This is a genomic window from Lentzea aerocolonigenes (genome assembly GCF_000955955.1).
GTDB lineage: Bacteria > Actinomycetota > Actinomycetes > Mycobacteriales > Pseudonocardiaceae > Lentzea > Lentzea aerocolonigenes_A.
The window spans coordinates 31,029-51,033 of record NZ_JYJG01000117.1 but is presented as its reverse complement, the minus strand read 5'-3'; the positions used below and the strand labels follow the sequence as shown (position 1 = coordinate 51,033).

Genomic DNA, 20,005 nt, shown 5'->3' with positions numbered 1-20,005 from the left:
ATGAGACCCCCAGAAGTCAGAACGTCGGAACGACGGTGGGCACGGACTCGAGCACGTAGCCGAGCTGTTGCTCGAGCTGGTGACCTTCACAGGTCGCGCTCGTCGAGTCGAACCGGTTCGTGGTGCCGTTCTCCTTGCAGCGGTTGAGAGGTTTCGAGGCCAAGCCCTCCGGCGGCGAGGTGTAGACCCGGCCACCACCGGAGATTCGCGTCTTGCCCCCGCAGGCCGCGTCCAGCGACGTGAACACGTCCGCGCCGTCCTGGCAGATGTTCAGCGCCGCCGTCTTGCCCGGGATGTCGACCAGCAGCACGGCTCCCAAGGTCCCGTCGAGCTGGTAGCCCGGGGAAGTGCTGTGCGGAGTGCTCCAGTGATCGGAAGGGAACTGCCTGGTGTTGTAGCGGTTCAGGAACGTGTACGCGCGGACGTAGCCCAGTTGCTTCTGCTTGATCGACCCCTCGCAGTTCTCCGCTGTCGAGTCGAACCGCTGGGTGCCGTTGAAGCAGCGGTAGAGGCCGATGGTGGGGATGTTGGTCGGCTGGACCGAGTAGATGGATCCGATCTCGCCGAGCAGAGTCGCGCCCTCGCAATCCGCCGCGGTCGCCGTGAAGTGGTCTTCCCCTTGCAGACAGGAGTACAGGCGCACGGTGTTCGGGTCCGTCGACGGGACCGTCATGCCGCGCGGCGTCTCGTAGTGGTAGCCGGGCAGCGCGGGCACGTGGGTGGGGCCCGTGTAGTGCTCGCCCTTGTCGTTCAGGAATCGGCCGAGCTGTCCGGCTGCAGGCAGCGGACGGGACGCGTTGGCGAGGATCCGAGCCTCCTGAGCAATTCCCTGCTGCACGCGCACCTCGTCGATCAGCCCGGCGAAGCGGTCGGAATCCGCACTCTTCTCCTTCGCTCGGCCGATCGCCAACGCACCGTTGGCATTCCACATCTGGGACTGCGCGCTGCCCGCGAGCTGACCGTCGACGTAGAGGCGCAGCTGACCCGCGGCGTGGTCGTAGACACCGGCGAGATGCGTCCAGTGCCCAGGAACGGCAGGCTCCGCGGAAAGTGCCCTGACCACCGTCGCGGTGTCGGAATCTTGCACGGCGGTGCCGAACGTCCACCGCTTCGACTCGGCGCGGTACTGCAGCACCCACCCGCTCACTCGCGTGCCGTCCTGGCTGAGCACCGTGTAGGTCCGCTTGTCGTCGTCGAGGCGAGCCCACGCCTGAACGGAGAAGCTGTCGCGGGTGTTGACACCGAACCACTGCGCGGCGGCCGTGCCCGTCCCGTCAAGCTTCAAGGCCGATCCGAACACACCGGGAGCGAACGACGTTCCGCTGGACGGCGTCACGGGGTTGTTCCGCCAAGTGCTGTCGTTGCCGTTGTTGTCGTTGAAGGTGTACAAGCCGAACTCGCTCGTCGGTGTGTCGCCGTAGACCTTGGCGACTTCACCGGACGTCAGCGCGCGGCTGAAGACGCGGACGTCATCGACACCGCGATACCACCAGCTGCCCTTCACCCCGTCCCACTTACTGCGACCGATGGTGAACGGCCCCGTTGCGTTCCAGCTGACCGCACCAACCTTGACCGCGGACAGCAGACCGTTGACATACAGGCGGAGTTGCTTCAGATCGGCGTCGTACACCGCGGTGAGGTGAGTCCACCGGGTGATCTGCGCGGGCTCGGACGACACGAGCACCGTGGCGGTACCGCCGTTGACGTCCGCATGCGGCTGCACGACCGCCCATCGACCGGAATCATCATTGTAGGACAAGACGAAGGCGCTGTCCTGCCCACCGTCCTGCGCCACGATCGACCGGTTCCCGGTGATGCCGGCTTCCGCATAGGCCCACGCGGAAACGCTGTAGCTGCGCGAGGTGTTGACGACCGGGCCGGCGGTCTCACCCGCTACGTTCGAACCGTTGAGCCACGCGGCGCCGCCACTGGGGCCACCGATCCAGCCGGAACCAGTGCCGAACGTGACGGTGTTGTTGCGGCCGCTGCTGTCCGCGGCCGTCGTACCCGTGCCCTCGTTCAGCTTCCAGTGCCCCGCATCGGCGACGGGCAGCGTCGCAACCGGCTGCTCGGCATCCGGATACGACCTGTACAGCGCGAACACGTTTTCGTTGTCGAGAGCGCCGGTGTAGATGCGGACGTCGTCGATCGAGCCGGACCACCACTCGTCCGGCTTGCTCGCGAGCTTGCCGCGACCGATCTGCACGCCGTGGTTCGCCTGCCACGTCGAGTCGACCCGGCCTTCACCGACCCGGTTGCCCTGGACGTACAAGAGGACCTGCTTCGCGGCGCGGTCGTACACGCCCACGAGGTGAACCCATCCGTTGAAGTCGTCCACCTGTGCGGACACCGCGGCCACCGTGACCTTGGTGGCATCGGTGTCCGCCTCGGTCATCTCGAACTCCCAGTTGCCCAGGTGGTCACGATCCTTGAGGAAGCCGAGGCGGAACTTGCTGTTGTGCTCACCGTCCTGGCTCACCGCGACCTTCTTGCACTTCGCCGAGCAGCCTCCGGGGAGCTTGACCCAGGCCGACACCGTGAAGTTCTGATCGGTGCGGGCGACCGCATCAGTGGTCACGGCGGCGTTGGTGCCGTTGAAGCTCACTGCGTTACCGAGCCGGCCAGGTGCATAGGTGGCGTTGTCCAGCGTGCCGGCCTTGCCACCAACCGCATCGCCTGCGCTCGTACCCGTGCCTTCGTCGAACTGCCACTTGTGCACCAGGTTGAGGTCGCGGCCGGCCTTGGCGACGATCTCGTTCGCGAACAGCGCCCGGTTGTAGACCTCTACGTCGTCGATCGCGCCGGTGAACCAGTCGGTGTCGGCGGAGTTCCACTGCGCGCGACCGATCTGGAACTTGCCGTCCGGGCGGTCCCACGCGTTGGCGTGCGTCTTCGCCGCGGCCTCAACACCGTTGACGTACAACGTCATGAGGTCACGCGTCGCGTCATACGTGCCCACGAGATGGGTCCAGACGCCCACCTGCGCAACAGCACCGATCGCTCGGTCGTGGACAGGGCCACCGCCTGCCTCGTCCTTGGCGAACATGGCGAACGACCAGTGGCCGTCCGGCGTCGCCTGCAGCTGGAAAGCACTCGTGGTGTTGCCGTCCTGGGACAGCACCGCTGGGTGGCCGTCGATCTTGTCCAGCCGCGCCCACGCGCTGACGGAGAAGCTCTGGGAGGTGCTGACCGCGTGTGCGGCGTTCAGGGAGGCGCCCGGAACGCCGGTCAGGCGGACGCCCAGATCCTGAGGATCGGAAGTGTTGCTCTGCCCGCTCACCCAGTCGACCGGATCGCCGAGCGTCGCCGGCTTGTCGCGGCCCGACGTGTCGGCGCCGTCACCGTCCAATCGGTACTGGCGAACCGGGTCGGCATCGAGCGTGACGATCTCCTCGATCTCGTCGAGCGCCAGAACCCTGCTGTGCACGCGAACGTCGTCGAGGTCACCCTTGAGGAACGCACCCTGCTGATCGGTGCCCATCACGAATGGGCCGGCCGAGTCCCACAGCGGCTTGGTGGCTGCCGCGCTCACCGCGGCCTCGCGGCCGTTGAGATACAGGGTCGCCTTCTTGGTACCCGCGTCGAAGACCGCGGCCACGTGCGTCGGTGTGTCCGCGACGGCCGTGTTCACACCGCTCTGCGCGAGCACGTTCCAACCTGGCTTGTCGTTCCCTTCGGACATCCCGAACAACCAGCGTCCGTCTCGTTGCTGCAGAACGAATCCGCTCGAAGTCGGCCCGTCCTGCGACAGAACGGTCATGGTCTGGCTGATGTTGTCCAGCCTCACGGACGCGGAGACGGAGAAGCTCCTGTCCGTGCGCACGATCGACCCCTCGGTCCTGGCCTGACCGGTTCCGTCGAAACGAAGTGCGTTGTTCTTCGGCTGCGGCCGCTGCTCGAAGTACGAGACTCCGCCGGACAACTCCGCGGGCGCACCGTCGGGCACGGCGTTGCGGGCGACGGTGCCCTGGCCTTCCTCGAAACGCCAGTGCCCGACCTGAACGTTGTCGCGCCTGACTTCGCCGATCACCTCGGCGTCGGTCAGCGCGCGGTCGTACATCCGGATCTCGTCAACGCCGCCACGCCACCAGGTGTCGCTGTCGTTCCCGACCTTCGACTGACCGATGCGCAGCCCACCCGCCGCGTTCCACGGTGTAGAGCTCGCCTGCGAGATGCCCTGCAGTTCGCCGTTGACATACAGCTTCACCTGAAGACTCGCCGCGTCGTACACACCCGTGAGATGAGTCCACGCCCCCGGAGTGGGTTCCTCCTTCGACCTCACGAAAACCACGTTGTCCGTAAGAGAGTCCTTGTGGGGCATCAAGAACACCCAACGTCGCGGGCCGCCCTCGTACCGCAGGCAGAATCCGCAGGTGGTGTTGCCGTCCTGGGAGACCGCGGTGCCCCAGCTTCCGTCGACGGCGTCCAGCTTCACCCAGGTGGACACCGAGAAGCTCGTGTCCGTGCGCACCGAGTTGGGCGCGGTGGCGTGTGCGCCGGAGCCGTCCAGGTTCAGCGCGGAGCCGATCGCACCTGTGGTGTAGCTCGTGTTGCCGTGCGTGGTGCCGTTCCGGTCACCGAGGTACGCGGTGTCGTTGACGTTGCCGTCCAACGAGTACTGAGCGATCGCACCACTGCCCGCACGGACGTAGATGTGGTAGACGCGGGTCGGGCCGGCGTTGCCCGCACGGTCCATGGAACGCACGAACAAATCGCGCGGACCATCACCGGGCGGCGGCAGCGAAACTGTGATCGAACCGCCCAAGCGATCCGCCGCGACGGGGGTCCAGGCACCGTCCGTCCAGCCGTACTCGAAGGAGTCGACGTCGGGATCGTTGGCCTTGAAGGTGAAGTCGCCTTTGACAGAGGTACCGCCGTGCCAGCGGTTGTCCTCCGGGTACTGGACGCTGGTCACGTCCGGCTTGTTCACCGGAGCGGTGCGGTCGACGCGGAAATGCTTCGGGCCCTGCCTGAAACCGGACGTGGCGCGGCCGTCGGTCGCTGCCACGAACCACGTGATCAGACGGCCGTCCTCGACACCGGTGAGTGACACGTCCTGATTGGCCAGTGAGCCGGAACCGACCACACCGCCCCAGATCTCGCGCTTGTTCTGCTTGGCCGCGTCACCGGGAACCACGTCGTCGTACACGTGCCAGATGCCCTGCACCTGCTCACCGTCCGGGTCGCCCACCCACGCCCTCAGGTTGATGGACGAGCCGCTCACCCACGGCATGCCCTCGCAGTGCGTGCACGCAACCGGGTCGGGCTGGGTGCTGGGGTCCCACGGGACGTTCGGCGTGGAGTTGTAGTCCACGACCAGCTTCATGGCACCGGGGTCGAACTTCCGCCAGTAGTCCTCGCCCTCGGAGGCCGGCCAGATGCCGTACGTCGAGTTGCCACCGGTGTCGAGGTAGTCCTTGAAACGATTACTGGCCCACGAGAACGACTGGTGTCCCGTGCAGTTGCCCTGGACAGTGGGCACTTCTGCCGCGGCGAGCACGCCGTGATCCGGCGGCTGGTTGTTCCAGTTCGTGTCCGGACCGATGTCCGAACCAGCGACATGCAGATCGTGCCAACGCTTCACGCCACACGCAGTCGACGCGTGCACCACCGTGCCATCCATGCGAGCGCGGTAGATCGTCGTGCCGGACAGGAAGCTGGTGTTGAACTGGAAGTACGACCTCGTGAGCAGTGTCGGCGACGTCTCCGGCGCACGACCGGAACGCGCGGTCGGGTTCACGATCACCCACGACTTCGTCTCGGCCTCGCTGTTCGCGCCGCTCCAGTGCTTGCCCTCACGCATCGCGTTAGAACCGTTGTCGTACACCGTCGTCCAGGCGCCACCGTGATTCACCACACGGCCGTCCGGGTCGATGAACACCGGGTAGACAGTTGCGGGGTCGCTGAGCAGCTTCTGGTCAGGCACCAGAGTCAGCGCGCCCTCGGAGTGCTGCACACCAACAGTCACGTAGTCGGTGCGCGGCGCCTCGTCCTCCACCTGCTTTTTCGAGTCCCACATCAACGACTGCGGCACCTCGAACACCGCTTTGCCTTCGGTGTCGACGAGGCTGAACGCACCGTCCGCAGTCGGCTTCATCTCAAGGCCGTCGGTCTTCAGCCCCAGGTTCACCGTCGCCACGCTCGCGGCCGCCTCAGGGGACTTCACGACGAGGAGCAGCTGATAGCCGTCGTTCGCCGCCGTCATGCGCAGGTCGACGCCCGGCAGGACCTCACCGTAGGTCGCCGTCGCGCCGTCCAGTCGCGGCGCGGGCAGCTTGCCCGGCCAGCTCAGCTGAAAGGACTTGCCGTCCTTGGTCAAGCGCACCAACGATTCGGTCTCGCCACCACCGGAGAACGAGACACCCGCGTCAGTCGCCTTGGGCGCGACGCGACCGCCTTCTTCTGCCAGTTCGGCGTCGATCTTCTCCCACTTGCCGTTCTTGTGCACTCGTTGCGGCGCGGCGGAAAGACGTGCCTGAAGCTTGCCGTCAGGCAGCGCGAACACCTCACGGGTGTCGGTCCGCATGCTCATCGCCTCGACCTCGGTGCCCTGCGCACGAGCGGCGGCGATGGCCTGGCCGGTGTCGGGAGCCTCGGTGATCGGCCCACTCGCCGTCACCTCCTCCGGCGCACTCGCGGTGACAGCCACAGCAGTGGCGGCCAGCGCGAGGGACAACAGGGCGGCGGCGATGTTTCTCGGCGTGCGCAGGCGTGACTGCGCCACCGCACCACGGCGGTTCAGCAAGGTGCTCCCCCAGGCTCGCGCATGTCCCCCGACAACACGCGGACTTGTTACTTCGGCGTGAAGCGTGACTGATTCAGGCCCGGTTACCTATAAGCCGAACGGGTGACGTCAGCCACTTGTGACCAGAGTGTGGCTTCGGACATTTCGGGCACACACTCTGGGTATGTGCAGCACTTGAGACAACAAAAGATCGAACACGCGTTCGATACACAGGTGGGCGCCGGGCCGATTGAGCTCGCGACTCAACCGGCCACTGCGCGTACCACTGCTACCTGACCGAGTCCGGCGTCGCCCACTCGCCCGACGACACGAAGTGCTCGCAGCCGTCGTGCTCGAACCGAGCAGTGCCGTCCCATTTGGACACCGGGTTCGCGCACACGCCCCAGTCCAGCCCCAGCTGCCCGGCGAGCGGGCACCAGAACCGGCATTCGCCACATTGGTTGCGGCGCCACTCCTTCGGCCACGGGATCATGTTGAGGTCCCGGTCGGACTTCTGAATCCACCGCTCGTGCATCGCGTCAACCTCGTTGGCGTGATGACTGACGTGTGAGGGCTCCACTGCTCATTTACCCCTCATGATCCGGAGGATGCCTTCTGGTGCATGGATCTTGTTGTTGATCTGGATCGCACGTTTGCCGAACCCTCCGTCCAGCTGGCGGCCCCTATCGTAGGTGACCACTCTGGCGTCCACCTGTTCCGCGACCCTGAGAATGTCCGGGTCCTTGGTCGTACCCGGCATTCCCATCTCCTCAACGCTGCGGGCGTCGTAACCGGCAGCGCGAAGTGAGGCGGCGAGCCCGTCATCCATGCACTGGTCGACGATGATCTTTTCGCCCTTTCCGGTGAACCCCGCTCTCTTCGCGAGGGCGTCTCGGAATCTTTGCGCGGCCGCACCGTAGGAGTTCTTCTTCTCGATGATGTTCTTGGCCGTGCCGCCCCAGCCGCCGACGGTCTTGCCGTGGCCGACGCCCCAGTTCGCTTTGACCTTCTCGGGCGACATGCCCCCGAAGTTGTTGCTGAGCACCGACTCGTCGCCGATGTCATCCATCATGAACTGGTTGTCGAGATCGCGAAGACCGTTGTTCATCGGGTCGTCGCACAACTCGATGTCGCGATGCGCCCAGCAGGTGGACTGCAACAGGTTGACGGTGTTCCGCGGGCTGGTCATCCGGCCGCCGGCGTTGTCCCGGGCGAAGTTCGGCCGGTACTTGTCCGCGAGCGAGACGAGGGTCCGGATGTTCGTCTTGCTGCCCGACGGCATCTCGACGCCGTCCACGTAATGCGTGCCGTCGACGTCCTCGAAGTGCGTCGTACCGTTCGGATAGGTGCCGACGGTCCCCGCGGTGTTGTTGGCGCCGGGGCAGTTGGTGCACTTCGGGTCGTATCCCTTGTCACCCGAGCACACGTGGTCGTCGCAGTACTGCAGACCGGTCGGGTCGCTGTAGGTGACCGGGCTGTTGTTGGAGTACGCGTACGGGTTCCACTGCTGCGGGTCGGACGGGTCCATGATCGGGTCGACCGAGATGAACTTGCCCAGCGTCGCGTCGTACTGCCGGGCACCGATGCCCACGAGTCCGGTCGACGCGTCGTTCGTGCCGCCGACGAACCCTCGCTCGCCCGGGAACGACGCCGCCTGGCCTCGCGCCTCACCGAACGGCGTCTGGCGCTTGCGCTCGATCTGCAGCGTCGACCTGTCGACCGCGATCTGGGGCGTGCCCTGGTGATCGGGAGACAACCAGGTCAGCTTGGTTTTGCCCTGCCGCATGGCCACCGTGTCGCCACCATGCGTGTAGTAGCGGGTGACGGTCGGCGCGGTGGCTCCCTTGGCCAGGCGGAGCTCCTGGCCTGGCAGGTAGAGCGTCGTGCCCTCGGGGTCGCGCCGGATCAGGCGGGAGCCGTCCGGTGAGTAGAGGAACTCCGTGGTCTTGGCACCTTCGGCGACCTTGACGACGCGCCCCTCGGCGTCCCAGTCCAGCGTCTGGTTCGTCGCACCGACCTTGCGGGTCGCGGTGCTGCCGATCTGGTTGTAGGTGAACTCGTCGGTCCGGTTCACCCCTGGGCCGGCGACCGACACCGACGCGACCGCGTGCGGGCGCGGGGACTTGGCCGGCGGGTACGTGTAGGTGCGAACCACGTCACCGGCGGCCGCGTGCTGAACCTCCTTGGTGCGGTTGCCGACGAGGTCGTAGTCGAACGACTGCCAGTACGGAGCCGGGCCGGACAGGCCCGTGGTGCCGGGCTCGGCCGAGCAGTCGCCTGGCGGTGTCCACGCCTGCGTCAGCCGCCGCAGGTAGTCGTAGCGGAAGCACTGGCGGTCGGCAGCCGCCCCCGCGGTATCCACAATGGACTGGACGTTGCCGGCGTCGTCGTAGCTGTAGTTGACGTCCGCCTGTTTGGGCGACGCGACCTCAGCGTCAACGATGTAGCGGTTCATCCGTCGCGTGTTGTCGTCGTAGTAGTACGACAACCACGTCCGCTTACCCGTGACGCCGAGTTCGAGCCGGTACAGCTCACCGAGCCGGGTGTAGCCGGTCGTGTTGACCAGCGTGTCGGAACCCTGACCGGACACGCCGGCGGTGGTCTTCGACGGTCTGCCGAAGCCGTCGAACTCGTGCAGCACCTTCTCGGCGGGCATGCCCGCGGAGGCGATGGCGCCGAACCCCTCGCCTTCGAGCGTGCCGTCCGGACGGTACTGGTAGCTGGTCTTGTAGATGCCCTTGAGCGGGCCTTCCGCGTCCGGGATCTGCGTCTCGGCGGAGAGCGGCGCGTTGAGCGACGAGTACGCCTTCACCCTTGTGGTGTAAGGGTTCCCCGCCAGGTACCTGGTGGCGGTAGCGATCAGCCCCTTGCCGTACTCGGCGGTGTCGTACTCGAACTCCTGGAGCACCGTGGAGCCGGACTTCACCGATTTCTTGCGGCTCAACGCGTCGTAGCTGTAGGCAAGAGTCGTGTTGCGGGCGTCGGTGATGGTCGCGACCCGGTTGAGCGCGTCGTAGGTCGTCGTGGAAACGCCCTTGTCGGCATCCTCCGCGCGGATCAGCCGGCCTCGGAGGTCGTACGTCCACCGCCAGGTGTTGCCCGCGGCGTCCACCGCCGACTCGAGCTTGCCGGCGCGTGAGTACGAGTACCGCGTGACGTCGTGGTCGCCGCTGGCGGTCGTCCCCTTGTACTGCCACAACTCCGTCGTGTTGCCCTGCGCGTCGACGACGGTCGTGGTCGGCGTGCCACCACGTGCCGGTGTCACGTCGACGCGGTCACCGCCGTACGCGGTGGTGGTGCGCCACTTCTCCTGACCACCGGCCTGGAAGATGGAGTGCTGCGGCCTGCCGACCGCGTCGAACTCGGTCCGGCTCAGACCAGGAACGTCGGCCTCGGAGAAGACCAGGAGGTTGGTGTCGACCTGCCCGTTGTTGAAGAAGGGCTGTGTGGTCCGGACAGCACGGCCGTGTGAGTCGTACTTCGTGTCCGTGACCAGCCGGCCGCCCTCGGTCGGCGCCTGCGACTGCCTGGGCCGGTACTGACCGTCGTACACCGTCGTGCCGGTGAGGTAGTCACCGTTCGGCGTCAGCGCCTTGACCGAGATCGAACTCGGCACGTCGCGTTTGACGTCGTAGGAGACCGACTGCGAAGGCTCGTCGGGGAAGTCGGCCCGCGGCCTGTTGGGCAGCCACACCTGGACCGTCCGCCCGAGCGGGTCCAGCGTCGCCTCGTACACGTTCTCGTTGGGGTCGACGAAACTCGTCGGCGTGCCCCACGCGGGTTCGTACGTCGTGGTGGTCTTGTGGCCGAGCGCGTTGGTGGCGACGTTGCTCGTCGTCGGACCACCGGCGGCGGGGATGTAGTCGGTCGTGGACGTGTTGCCCAGTACATCGGTGACCGTGCGCATACGTCCGTACGCGTCATAGGTGGTCGAGACGGCCGTCGACCAGACCGGGCCCACCGCCGGACGTTCACCGATGGTCTCGACCTTGGTGATGTTGCCGCCGTCGTCGTAGGTGTTCCTGGTGCCGCCCAGAGCGCGTGCGGGGAACTCGACCCCGGTAGCACCGCAACGGGCCGCGACCGTCTCCGACTGCGTGGGGTAGCTCCACCTCCACCGCGCCTCGTCCTGGAGGTACGAGGTCGTCGTGCACCGGTCGTCGGCATCGGTGCCGAGATCACCGAGTTCGTCGGTCTCGATCACCTGGCCGTGGTCGTCGTGCTTCACCTCGGACTGGATGATCCGCCAGCCACCCGAACGCAGGCTGGTGTAGGCGGTCGACGTCTTCGGACCCGTCCAGTACGCCTTGTACTCGCCCCTGGTCGACGTCGGACCCGCCCAAGCCGGCGTCGAGATGGACTTGGACTCGATCTCCTCGCTCGTCCCCCGGTGGACCTGGTTCTCGAAGCTGATGCCGGAGAGCCAGTCGGAGTCCTCGCGTTCGACGCCCTCGGAGTCGGTGACCTTCGCCGTGCGGGTGCCGTTGTTCGGCAGCTTGTCGCCGTGCATGCCGCGGTAGAAGCGGTCCTCGGTCATCGTGACCGGCTCGGTCAGGCTGCCGTCCTTGCCGGCCTTCACCCGCACGCGGCCGTAACCGCGGAAGTCGTTGTAGGTCTTCTTCTCGTCCTTGACGAACTCGGACTGGCTGCGCCGCCAAGCCGCGCCGTCGAGGTACTCGTACCGCACGATCTGCTCGGCGCTGGTCGCGGCGCGGTCCGAGGTCGTGATCGACTCCACCACGTACTTGTGGAAGTAGTCCTCACGCTCAGCGCCGTTCTTCGGCGTCCACTTCGACGGGTAGCAGCGCTTGTCGTTCGTCTCCGGGCTGGCCGGCATCGAGGTGCCCGGCACGCAGTCCGGGTTCGCGTACTTGACCTGTGTGACACCACCGGCCTCGGTGACCACGCCGGTGACGCGGAAGCGGTTCAGCGGGCCGATGCCCGTCGGGGCGTCGACGCGGTTCGGCTTCACCGTCCCCTCGAACGACACCTCCGGCAGCGAGGCCTCACCACCGACGAGACCGGTGTGCTTGATGCTCTTGAGCCACAACGCGGCTTGGTAGACGTCATCGGTCTTCGGGAACTCGTGCTCCAGCGTCCAGCGGTCGACGTTCTTGTACCCGTCCCCGCTGCGGACCTGCGTGGTGACCGTGGACAGGCGCTTCGTGGACCAGAACGTCGGGCTGTACTTGTCCTTGCACGCCGCAGCGTCGCAGTTCTCCGCGACATCGGCGTCCGGCCAGTTCTCCTTGGTGCTTAAGGAACAGTTGCTTTCCTTCACACAGCGATCGGCCAGCACGAACTCGACCCGGCCGGCCGCGGGAGCGTTGACGTCGTCCCGCAGGCCGTACTCGACTGACTTCAGGTTGCCCGCACGAACATAAGGAACGGCAGCGTCCTTGAGGTTCTTGCCGTACTTGTTCGTCTCGGTCTCGTAGTTGTAAAGGATCACGTTGCCGCGCGGATCAACGGCCTTGTCCAGCATCCACCGCCACGCACGATCACACGACGACGCGTCGAACGTGCTTTCGTGGCAAGGTTCCCCGGCATCGTCACCGAACACCGGAACAGTCCACGTCGACTTCGCGTCATTGCGCGTGCCGAAGAAGTACTGAGTACCGTCGACCGTCGTGATTTTCCACGACTCGTTGAACTTGTCACCGTTGCCCGCGGACACGGTCTTCTCGACGCGCGACCGGTCGTCGGACTTCAACCGCCAGACACCAGTCGCGTCGTCCTTGATCAGCATGCCGCCCCGGCCGTTGAACGAGGCGGTGGCGTTGTCACTGCGCCAGCACAGATCGCCGGTCTTCGGCGGGGTCGTACCGCCTTCGGTGTCACTGGCGCACCCGCCGTAGGCACGTTCGACGTAGCCGGCTGAAAGATCCCAGCCGTCACCGATCCACGACGGCTGGTTGTTCGTCGCCGACGTCAGACCGTCCACAACGGACGACTGGTACGACAAGCCCAGCGACGGCGAGAACCCACCGGGCGACGGCGGCACCCGCAACGGGTACGACCAGGAGAAGTCGCCGCTCTGCTTCGACACCTCCCACGACGACGACGCCGAGAACGGCGTCGCCGCGAACGAGCCACCACCCGGATTCGTGCTCGCCGCGGGCTGGTCCCCCTTCAGCGCACGCGTTGTCGCCTCGTCCGGACCCCGCGAGGCGAGAGAGCCGTTCGACACCGCGACGGACTTCACGTCCGGCGCGTTCACCGACGGGCTTCCCGCGGCGATCGCCTGCTGCCCGACGGTCGCGGTGACCGCGGTCAGCGCCAGGCAGACCGCCAACCCTCTGACGAGGGCGCGTTTGAGCTTCATGATGTTCTTCTCCCCCAGTGGTCAGAACGTGGCGACTGTTGTGGGCAGATCCATCGGGATGTAGCCGAGCGACTGCTCGACCTGATGCCCCTCACAACTGCCGGTCGAGTCGAAGCGGTTGCCGGCGCCGCTGTTGGCCCGGCAGCGGAAGAGCTGCTTGGACGGCAGGCCTTCCGGTGGCGAGGTCCAGACGTAGCCGAGGCCGCCGACCGACTGCGCGCCGGCGCACGACGAGTCCAGCGAGCTGAACGTGTCGGAACCCTCGCGGCATGCCCAGAGCAGGACCGTGCCCGGTGCACTGGTCGTCGCGACGACGCCGAGCACGCCTTCGAAGCGGTAGCCCGGGAGCACGCCGTGCGGGGTGCTCCAGTGGTCCCACGGGAACGCGGTGCTCAGGTAGCGCGCGAGCGGTGCGTAGGCACGCAGCCAGCCCAGGCTCTTCACCTTGGTCTGGCCCTCGCAGTTGGCCGACGTCGAGGTGAAGCGGTCGGCGTTGACGATGCACAGGTTCAGCTCGACGGTCGGGATGTTGGTCGGCTTCACGGTGTAGGACGCGCCGGTCTCGCCGAGCACGGTTGAACCTTCACAGTTCGCGGCGGTCGACGTGAAGTAGTCGTTGCCCGCCTTGCAGGAGTACAGCCGTTGCGTGTTCTGCGCGGACGGCGAGGGCGGCATGCCCATCGTGCCCTCGTAGCGGTAGTTGGGCAGCGGTGCGACGTCGGCGGGGCCGGTGTAGTGCTCACCCGTGCCCATGGTGCTCACGAACCGGCCGAGGTGGCCGCCAGGAGGCAGTGGACGTGAGGCGCGCTCGAGCAGTTTCTCCTCTGGCACCATGCCCTGTTCGATCCGCACCTCGTCGATCAGGCCGGCGAAGTTGTCGGCGTCCTTGCCCTGCCACTTGGCGCGGCCGACGGCGAACTTGCCGTCGGCGGGCCAGAGCCTGCCCGACTCGGTGCCGGCGAGCTTGCCGTCGACGTAGAGCCGCAGCTGCCCGGCGCCGTGGTCGTACACACCGGCGAGGTGCGTCCAGCGCCACGGCACGGCGGGGTCGTTGGACAGCGCCTTCACCAGCGGTGCCTGGTCGGAGTCCTGAACGGGTGCGGCGAAGGTCCACCGCTTGGACTCCGGCCGGTACTGCAGGACGAAGCCGCTGACGTTGTCGCCGTCCTGGCTGAGCACGGTGAACGGCTTGTCGTCGCGCTCCACCCGCGCCCACGCCTGCACGGTGAAGCTGTCACGCGTGTCGGCACCGAACCACTGCGCCGCCGCAGAACCGCCGCCGTCCGACTTGTACGCGGTGCCGATGATGCCCGGCACGAACGAGGAACCACCCGTCGTCGTCAGGGTGTTGTTGCGCCAGGTGCTGTCCTTGCCGCTGCTCTCGTCGAACTTGAAGAGACCGAAGTCGTTCAGCACCACGTCGTCGTGGACCTTGTTGATCTGGCCCGCCGTGAGTGCGCCCTTGAACACACGGACGTCGTCGATGCCGCGGTAGTACCAGCTGCCCTTGACGCCGTTCCACTTGTTGCGGCCGATGGTGAACGGTCCGGTCGCTTTGAATCCGACTGCACCGACCTTCACCGCGGACAGCACGCCGTTGACGTACAGGCGCAGCTGCTTCGAGTCGGAGTCGTACGACGCCGCGAGGTGCGTCCACCTGTCCACCTTTGCGGGTTCGGAGGAGACCAGCACCGTGGCCGGCGCCCCGTCCGCGTCCTGCTGCGGCTGGACGACCGCCCACCTGCCGGAGTCACCGTTGTAGGACAGGATGAACGCGCTCTGACGGTTGCCGTCCTGCGCCAGGATTCCCCGGTTGCCGGTGATGCCGTACGGCGCGTACGTCCACGCGGACACGGTCCAGCTCTTCGTCGTGTCCTCGATGATCGGGCCGGTGGTCTCACCCGCACCGCTCGTCCCGTCGAGCCACGCACCGGCGCCCGTGCGGCCACCGATCCAGCTGGACCCGGTGCTGAAGGTGACCGTGTTGTTGCGGCCGCTGCTGTCCGCCGCGGTCGTGCCGGTGCCCTCGTTCATCTTCCAGTACCCGAGGTCCGCGACCGGCAGCGTCGCCGCAGGCTGGTCGTTCTTCGGGTACGAGCTGTACAGGCCGAACACGCCTTCGTTGTCCAGCGCGCCGGTGTAGAAGCGGACGTCGTCGATCGAGCCGGTCCAGAACTCGGCGGCAGCCCCCGCCTTCTTCGCCCGGCCGATCTGCAGCGCCTTCGCCGTGTCCTGCCAGGCCGAGTTGACCCGGCCCTCGCCGACGCGGTTGCCCTCGACGTACAGCAGCACCTGCTTCGCCGTCCTGTCATACACACCAACCAGATGCACCCAGCCCGAGAAGTCGTCCACCTCTGCGGACACCGCGGCGACAGTCACCTTGGTGGCGCTGGTGTCCTCCTCGGTCATCTCGAACGTCCAGTTGCCCAGGTGGTCGCGGTCGCGGACGAAACCGAGCCGGAACTTGCTGTTGTTCACGCCGTCCTGGCTCACCGCGACCTTCTTGCAGATCGCGGTGCAGCCACCGGGCAGCTTCACCCACGCCGACACGGAGAAGTTCTGGTCGGTGCGCACCATCGCGTCCGTGGACACGACCGCGTTCGTGCCGTTGAAACTCGCGGCGTTGCCGAGACGGCCAGGCGCATACGTCGCGTTGGTCAGCGTGCCTTGCTTGCCACCAACGGAATCCGCGGCATTCGTGCCGGCACCCTCGTCGAACTGCCATTTGTGCACGAGGTTGAGATCACGGCCGGCCTTGTCGCGGATCTCGTCCGCGAACAGCACCCGGCTGTGCACTTCCACGTCGTCGATCGCACCAGGGAAGTGGTCCACGTCGGCGCCGTTCCAGAACCCGCGGCCGATGCGGAACTGGCCGTCCGCACGGTCCCAGGCGTTCGGACGGGACGCCGTCGCGGCCTCGACCCCGTTGATGTACAACGTCATCCGGTCGGTCCGGTCGTCGTACGTGCCGACGAGGTGGGTCCAGACGCCGAGCTGCGCCACCGCGCCGATGGCCCTGGAGACGTCGCCGCCGCCGTTCTGCTGGTCCTTGGCAGCCATCGCGAACGCCCAGTGGCCGTCGCTCGTCGCCTGCAGCTGGAACGAGCTCACCGTGTTGCCGTCCTGCGACAACACCGTCGGGTTGCGGTCGGTCATCGTCTTGTCCAGCTTGGCCCAGGCGCTCACCGAGAAGCTGCGGGAGGTGTCCACGGCGTGCGACGAGTTCAGCGAGGCTCCGGGGACACCGGTCAGGCGCGCACCGAGGTCCTTCGGATCCGAGTTCTCGCTCTGCCCGCTCACCCAGTCCATCGGGTTGCCGAGCTGGGCAGTGCCGTTGTTGCCGGAGGCGTCGACGCCGTCACCGTCCAGCCTCCACTGGCGCAGCGCACCGGCGTCGAGCTTGACGATGTCGCTGATCTCGTCGGCTGCCAGCACCCGGCTGTGCACGCGGACGTTGTCCAGATCACCCTTCAGCGCGGCGTTCTGCTGATCGTTGCCCATCACGAACGCACCGGCCGAGTCCCAGAACGGCTTCGTGGCCGCCGTGCTCCCCACCGGGTCGAGGCCGTTGACGTACAACGTCGCCTTCTTGGTGCCCGCGTCGAAGACCGCCGTGAGGTGCGTCGGCGTTCCCGCGACAGCGGTGTTCGTGCCGGTCTGCGCCAGCACGTTCCACGCCGTGCTGCCGTTTGCTTCCGTCAGGCCGAACTGCCAGCGACCGTCCTTCTGCTGCAACACGAAACCGCTGGAGCTCGGCCCGTCCTGCGACAACACCGTCTGCGTGCCGGTCACGTCGGCGAGCGTCACCAGTGCCGAGACGGTGAAGCTCTTGTCCGTGCGCACCACCGGACCCGTCGTGCGGATCTGGCCGGTGCCGTCGAAGCGCACCGCGTTGTTCTTCGGCTGCGGGCGCTGCTCGAAAAACGAGACACCACCGGACAGCGTCGCGGACTCACCGGTCGTCACGGAGTTGCGGGCGACGGTCGCGAGGTCCTCCTCGAACCGCCAGTGTCCAACCTGGACGTTGTCGCGCCGGACCTCCCCGACCACCTCGGCGTCGGTCAGCGCGCGGTCGTACAGGCGCACCTCGTCGAGGCCGCCGAGCCAGCTGCTGCCGAAGTTGCCGCTGGCCTTGGCCTGGCCGATGCGCAGATCACCCGTGGCGTTCCAGGGCGAGGTGGCCTTGACGACGCCTTGCAGCACGCCGTTGACGTAGAGCTTGACGTCCCTGGTCTCGCTGTCGAACACACCTGTGAGGTGCGTCCACGCACCCTGCGTCGGTTCCTCCAGCGACTTGACGAACGCCCAGTGGGTCGGGCTCATCGAGTCCTGTTGCGGCATCACGAAGTACCAGCGCCGCTGGTCCGCCTGGTACTGCAGGCAGAACGCGCAGATCGAGTTGCCGTCCTGCGACACCGCGCTGCGCCAGTAGGTGTCGAGGCTGTCGAGCTTCACCCACGCCGAGACGCTGAAACTTGCATCAGTGCGCACCGAACTCGGTGCGGTGACATGGCCTCCCATGCCGTCCACGGACAACGCGGAACCCAAGGCGCCGCTGGTGAAGCTCGTCGTGCCGTGCGTGGTGCCGTGCCGGTCGCCGAGGTACGCGCTGTCGTTCGCGTTGCCGTCCAGCGAGTACTGCGCGATCGGACCGCTGCCGGGACGGACGTAGATGTGGTAGACGCGAGTCGGGCCGGCGTTGCCCGCGCGGTCCCTCGACCGCACGAACAGGTCGCGCGGACCATCACCGGGCGGGGGCGTCGAAACGGTGATCGAGCCGCCGAGCCGGTCGGCCGCGATGGGAGTCCACTCGCCGTCCTTCCAGCCGTAGTCGAACCAGTCGACGTCGGGATCGTTGGCCTTGAAGGTGAAGGTGCCCTTGACGGAAGGCCCGCCGTGCCAGCGGTTGTCCTCCGGGTACTGCAAGCTGGTGACGTCCGGCTTGTTCACGGGAGCCGTGCGGTCGATGCGGAACTGCTTCGGGCCCTGTTTGAAGGGACCGGTCGCGCGGCCGTCGTGCGCCGCGACGAACCAGGTGACCAAGCGGCCTTCCTCGACCTTGTCGAGCGGCACGTCCTGCGTGGTCCACGAGTTGGAACCGACCACACCGCCCCAGATCTCGCGCTTGTTCTGCTTGGCCGGGTCACCGGGGACCACGTCGTCGTACACGTGCCAGATGGCCTGGATCTGCTCGCCGTCCGGGTCGCCCATTCCCGCCTTGAGACGGATCGAGGAGTCCGCGACCCACGGCATGCCCTCGCAGTGCGTGCAGGCCACCGGGTCGGGCTGCGTGCTGGGGTCCCACGGGGTGGACGGCGTGGAGTTGTAGTCCACGACCAGCTTCATGGCACCGGGGTCGAACTTGCGCCAGTAGTCCTCCCCGGTCGAGCCCGGCCAGATGCCGTACGTCGAGTTGCCGGTGGTGTCGAGGAAGTCCTTGAAGCTCGGGCTGGTGAAGGAGAACGACTGGTGGCCGGAGCAGTTGCCCTGCACCGTCGGCACGTTCGCCGAGGCGAGCACGCCGTGGTCCGGCGGCTGGTTGTTCCAGTTCGTCCCCGGACCGATGTCCCAGCCGGCGACGTGCAGGTCGTGCCAACGGTTCTCGCCACAGGCGGTAGAAGCGTGCACGACGGTGGCGTCCATGCGAGCACCGAAAATGGTGGTGCCGTTCAGGAAGCTGGTGTCGAACTGGAAGTACGACCGCGTGAGCAACGTCGGCGACGTCTCAGGCGCACGACCGGAACGCGCGGTCGGGTTGACGACCACCCACCACCTGGTCTCGGCCTCGCTGTTCGCGCCGCTCCAGTGCGTCCCGTTCCGCATCGCATCGCTGCCGTTGTCGTACACCGTCGTCCACGCACCGCCGTGGTTCACCACACGGCCGTTCGGGTCGACGAAGACCGGGTAGACAGTTGCGGGGTCGTTGAGCAGCTTCTGATCGGGCACCAGAGTCAGCGCGCCCTCCGAGTGCTGCACACCAACCGTCACCAAGTCAGTGCGTGGAGCCTCGTCCTCCACCTGCTTCTTCGAGTCCCACATCAACGACTGCGGCACCTCGAACAACGCCTTGCCCTCGGCGTCGACGAGGCTGAACGCGCCGTCCGCGCCGGGCTTCACCTCGAGCCCCTCGGTCTTGAGCCCCAGCTTCACCGCGGCCACGCTCGCGGCAGCCTCACGCGACTTCACCACGAGAACGAACTTGTAGCCGTCGTTCTCGGCAGTCATCCGCAGGTCGACACCCTGCAGCACCTCTTCGTAGACAGCGGTCGAACCGTCCAGACGCGGCGCCGGCAGCTTCCCCGGCCAGCTCAGCTCGAAGGACTTGCCGTCCTTCACCAGCCGCACCAACGCCTCGGACTCACCACCGCCGGAGAACGAAACACCCGCGTCAGTCGCCTTGGGAGCAACACGCCCGCCATCGCCGGCCAGCCCAGCATCGATCTTCTGCCACTTGCCGTTCTTGTGCACTCGTTGCGGCGCAGCGGAAAGACGTGCCTGCAGCTTGCCATCGGGCAGCGCGAACACCTCGCGGGTCGCGGTCCGCATGCTCACCGCCTCGACCTCAGTGCCCTGCCGACGCGCGGCGGCAATGGCCTGACCGGTGTCGGGAGCCTCGGCGATGGCCTGCGGCGCCCCCGGCTCAGGAGGCGCACTCGCGGTGACAACCACCGCGGTGGCTGCCAACGCGAACGACAACAGGGCAGCAGCGATGTTTCTGGGCGTGCGCAGGCGTGACTGCGCCGCCGCAGGGCGGCGGGTTGACAAGTGGATCCCCCAGTAGTCCGGCGCATGCCCCCCGACAACACACGGACTCGAAAGCGTCAGCGGGACTGTAGGCAGGCAAAGCCACCTTTACCCATAGGCTGAACGGGTGACGGTGGTCACGCGTGAGCGAAATGTGAGTTCGGACATTCCGGACACGCGCTGGTCATTTGACACCAGCGGACCCCTCAAGC

4 protein-coding genes are annotated in these 20,005 nt (G+C 66.8%); all 4 read right to left on the bottom strand.

Annotated features, from left to right (window positions below; genetic code table 11):
• Positions 1–16: 16 nt before the first annotated feature.
• The 4 genes from UK23_RS18130 to UK23_RS18115 all read right to left on the bottom strand — a co-directional run bounded on the left by UK23_RS18130 (position 17) and on the right by UK23_RS18115 (position 19,814).
• Positions 17–6,745 carry a LamG domain-containing protein gene (locus tag UK23_RS18130; protein ID WP_063778084.1) on the bottom strand — a complete coding sequence of 2,243 codons (6,729 nt, stop codon included), beginning with the start codon at positions 6,743–6,745 and terminating at the stop codon, positions 17–19.
• Between the two features lie 268 nt (positions 6,746–7,013).
• Entirely contained in the window at positions 7,014–7,259 is a 246-nt protein-coding gene (locus UK23_RS18125; RefSeq protein WP_045312744.1) for a DUF3027 domain-containing protein, read from the bottom strand.
• Positions 7,260–7,307: 48 nt separating this feature from the next.
• Complete coding sequence (locus UK23_RS18120; protein WP_052684780.1) at positions 7,308–13,049, bottom strand: DUF5615 family PIN-like protein; 5,742 nt, start codon at positions 13,047–13,049, stop codon at positions 7,308–7,310.
• Between the two features lie 21 nt (positions 13,050–13,070).
• On the bottom strand, positions 13,071–19,814 hold the full coding sequence (locus tag UK23_RS18115) for a LamG domain-containing protein (RefSeq protein WP_045312731.1): 6,744 nt from the start codon (positions 19,812–19,814) through the stop codon (positions 13,071–13,073).
• Positions 19,815–20,005: the final 191 nt, after the last annotated feature.

Coding starts and splice junctions, on each gene's coding strand:
- UK23_RS18120 (WP_052684780.1), bottom strand. CDS start 13,049: ATGAAGCTCAAACGCGCCCTCGTCAGAGGGTTGGCGGTCTGCCTGGCG.
- UK23_RS18125 (WP_045312744.1), bottom strand. CDS start 7,259: ATGCACGAGCGGTGGATTCAGAAGTCCGACCGGGACCTCAACATGATC.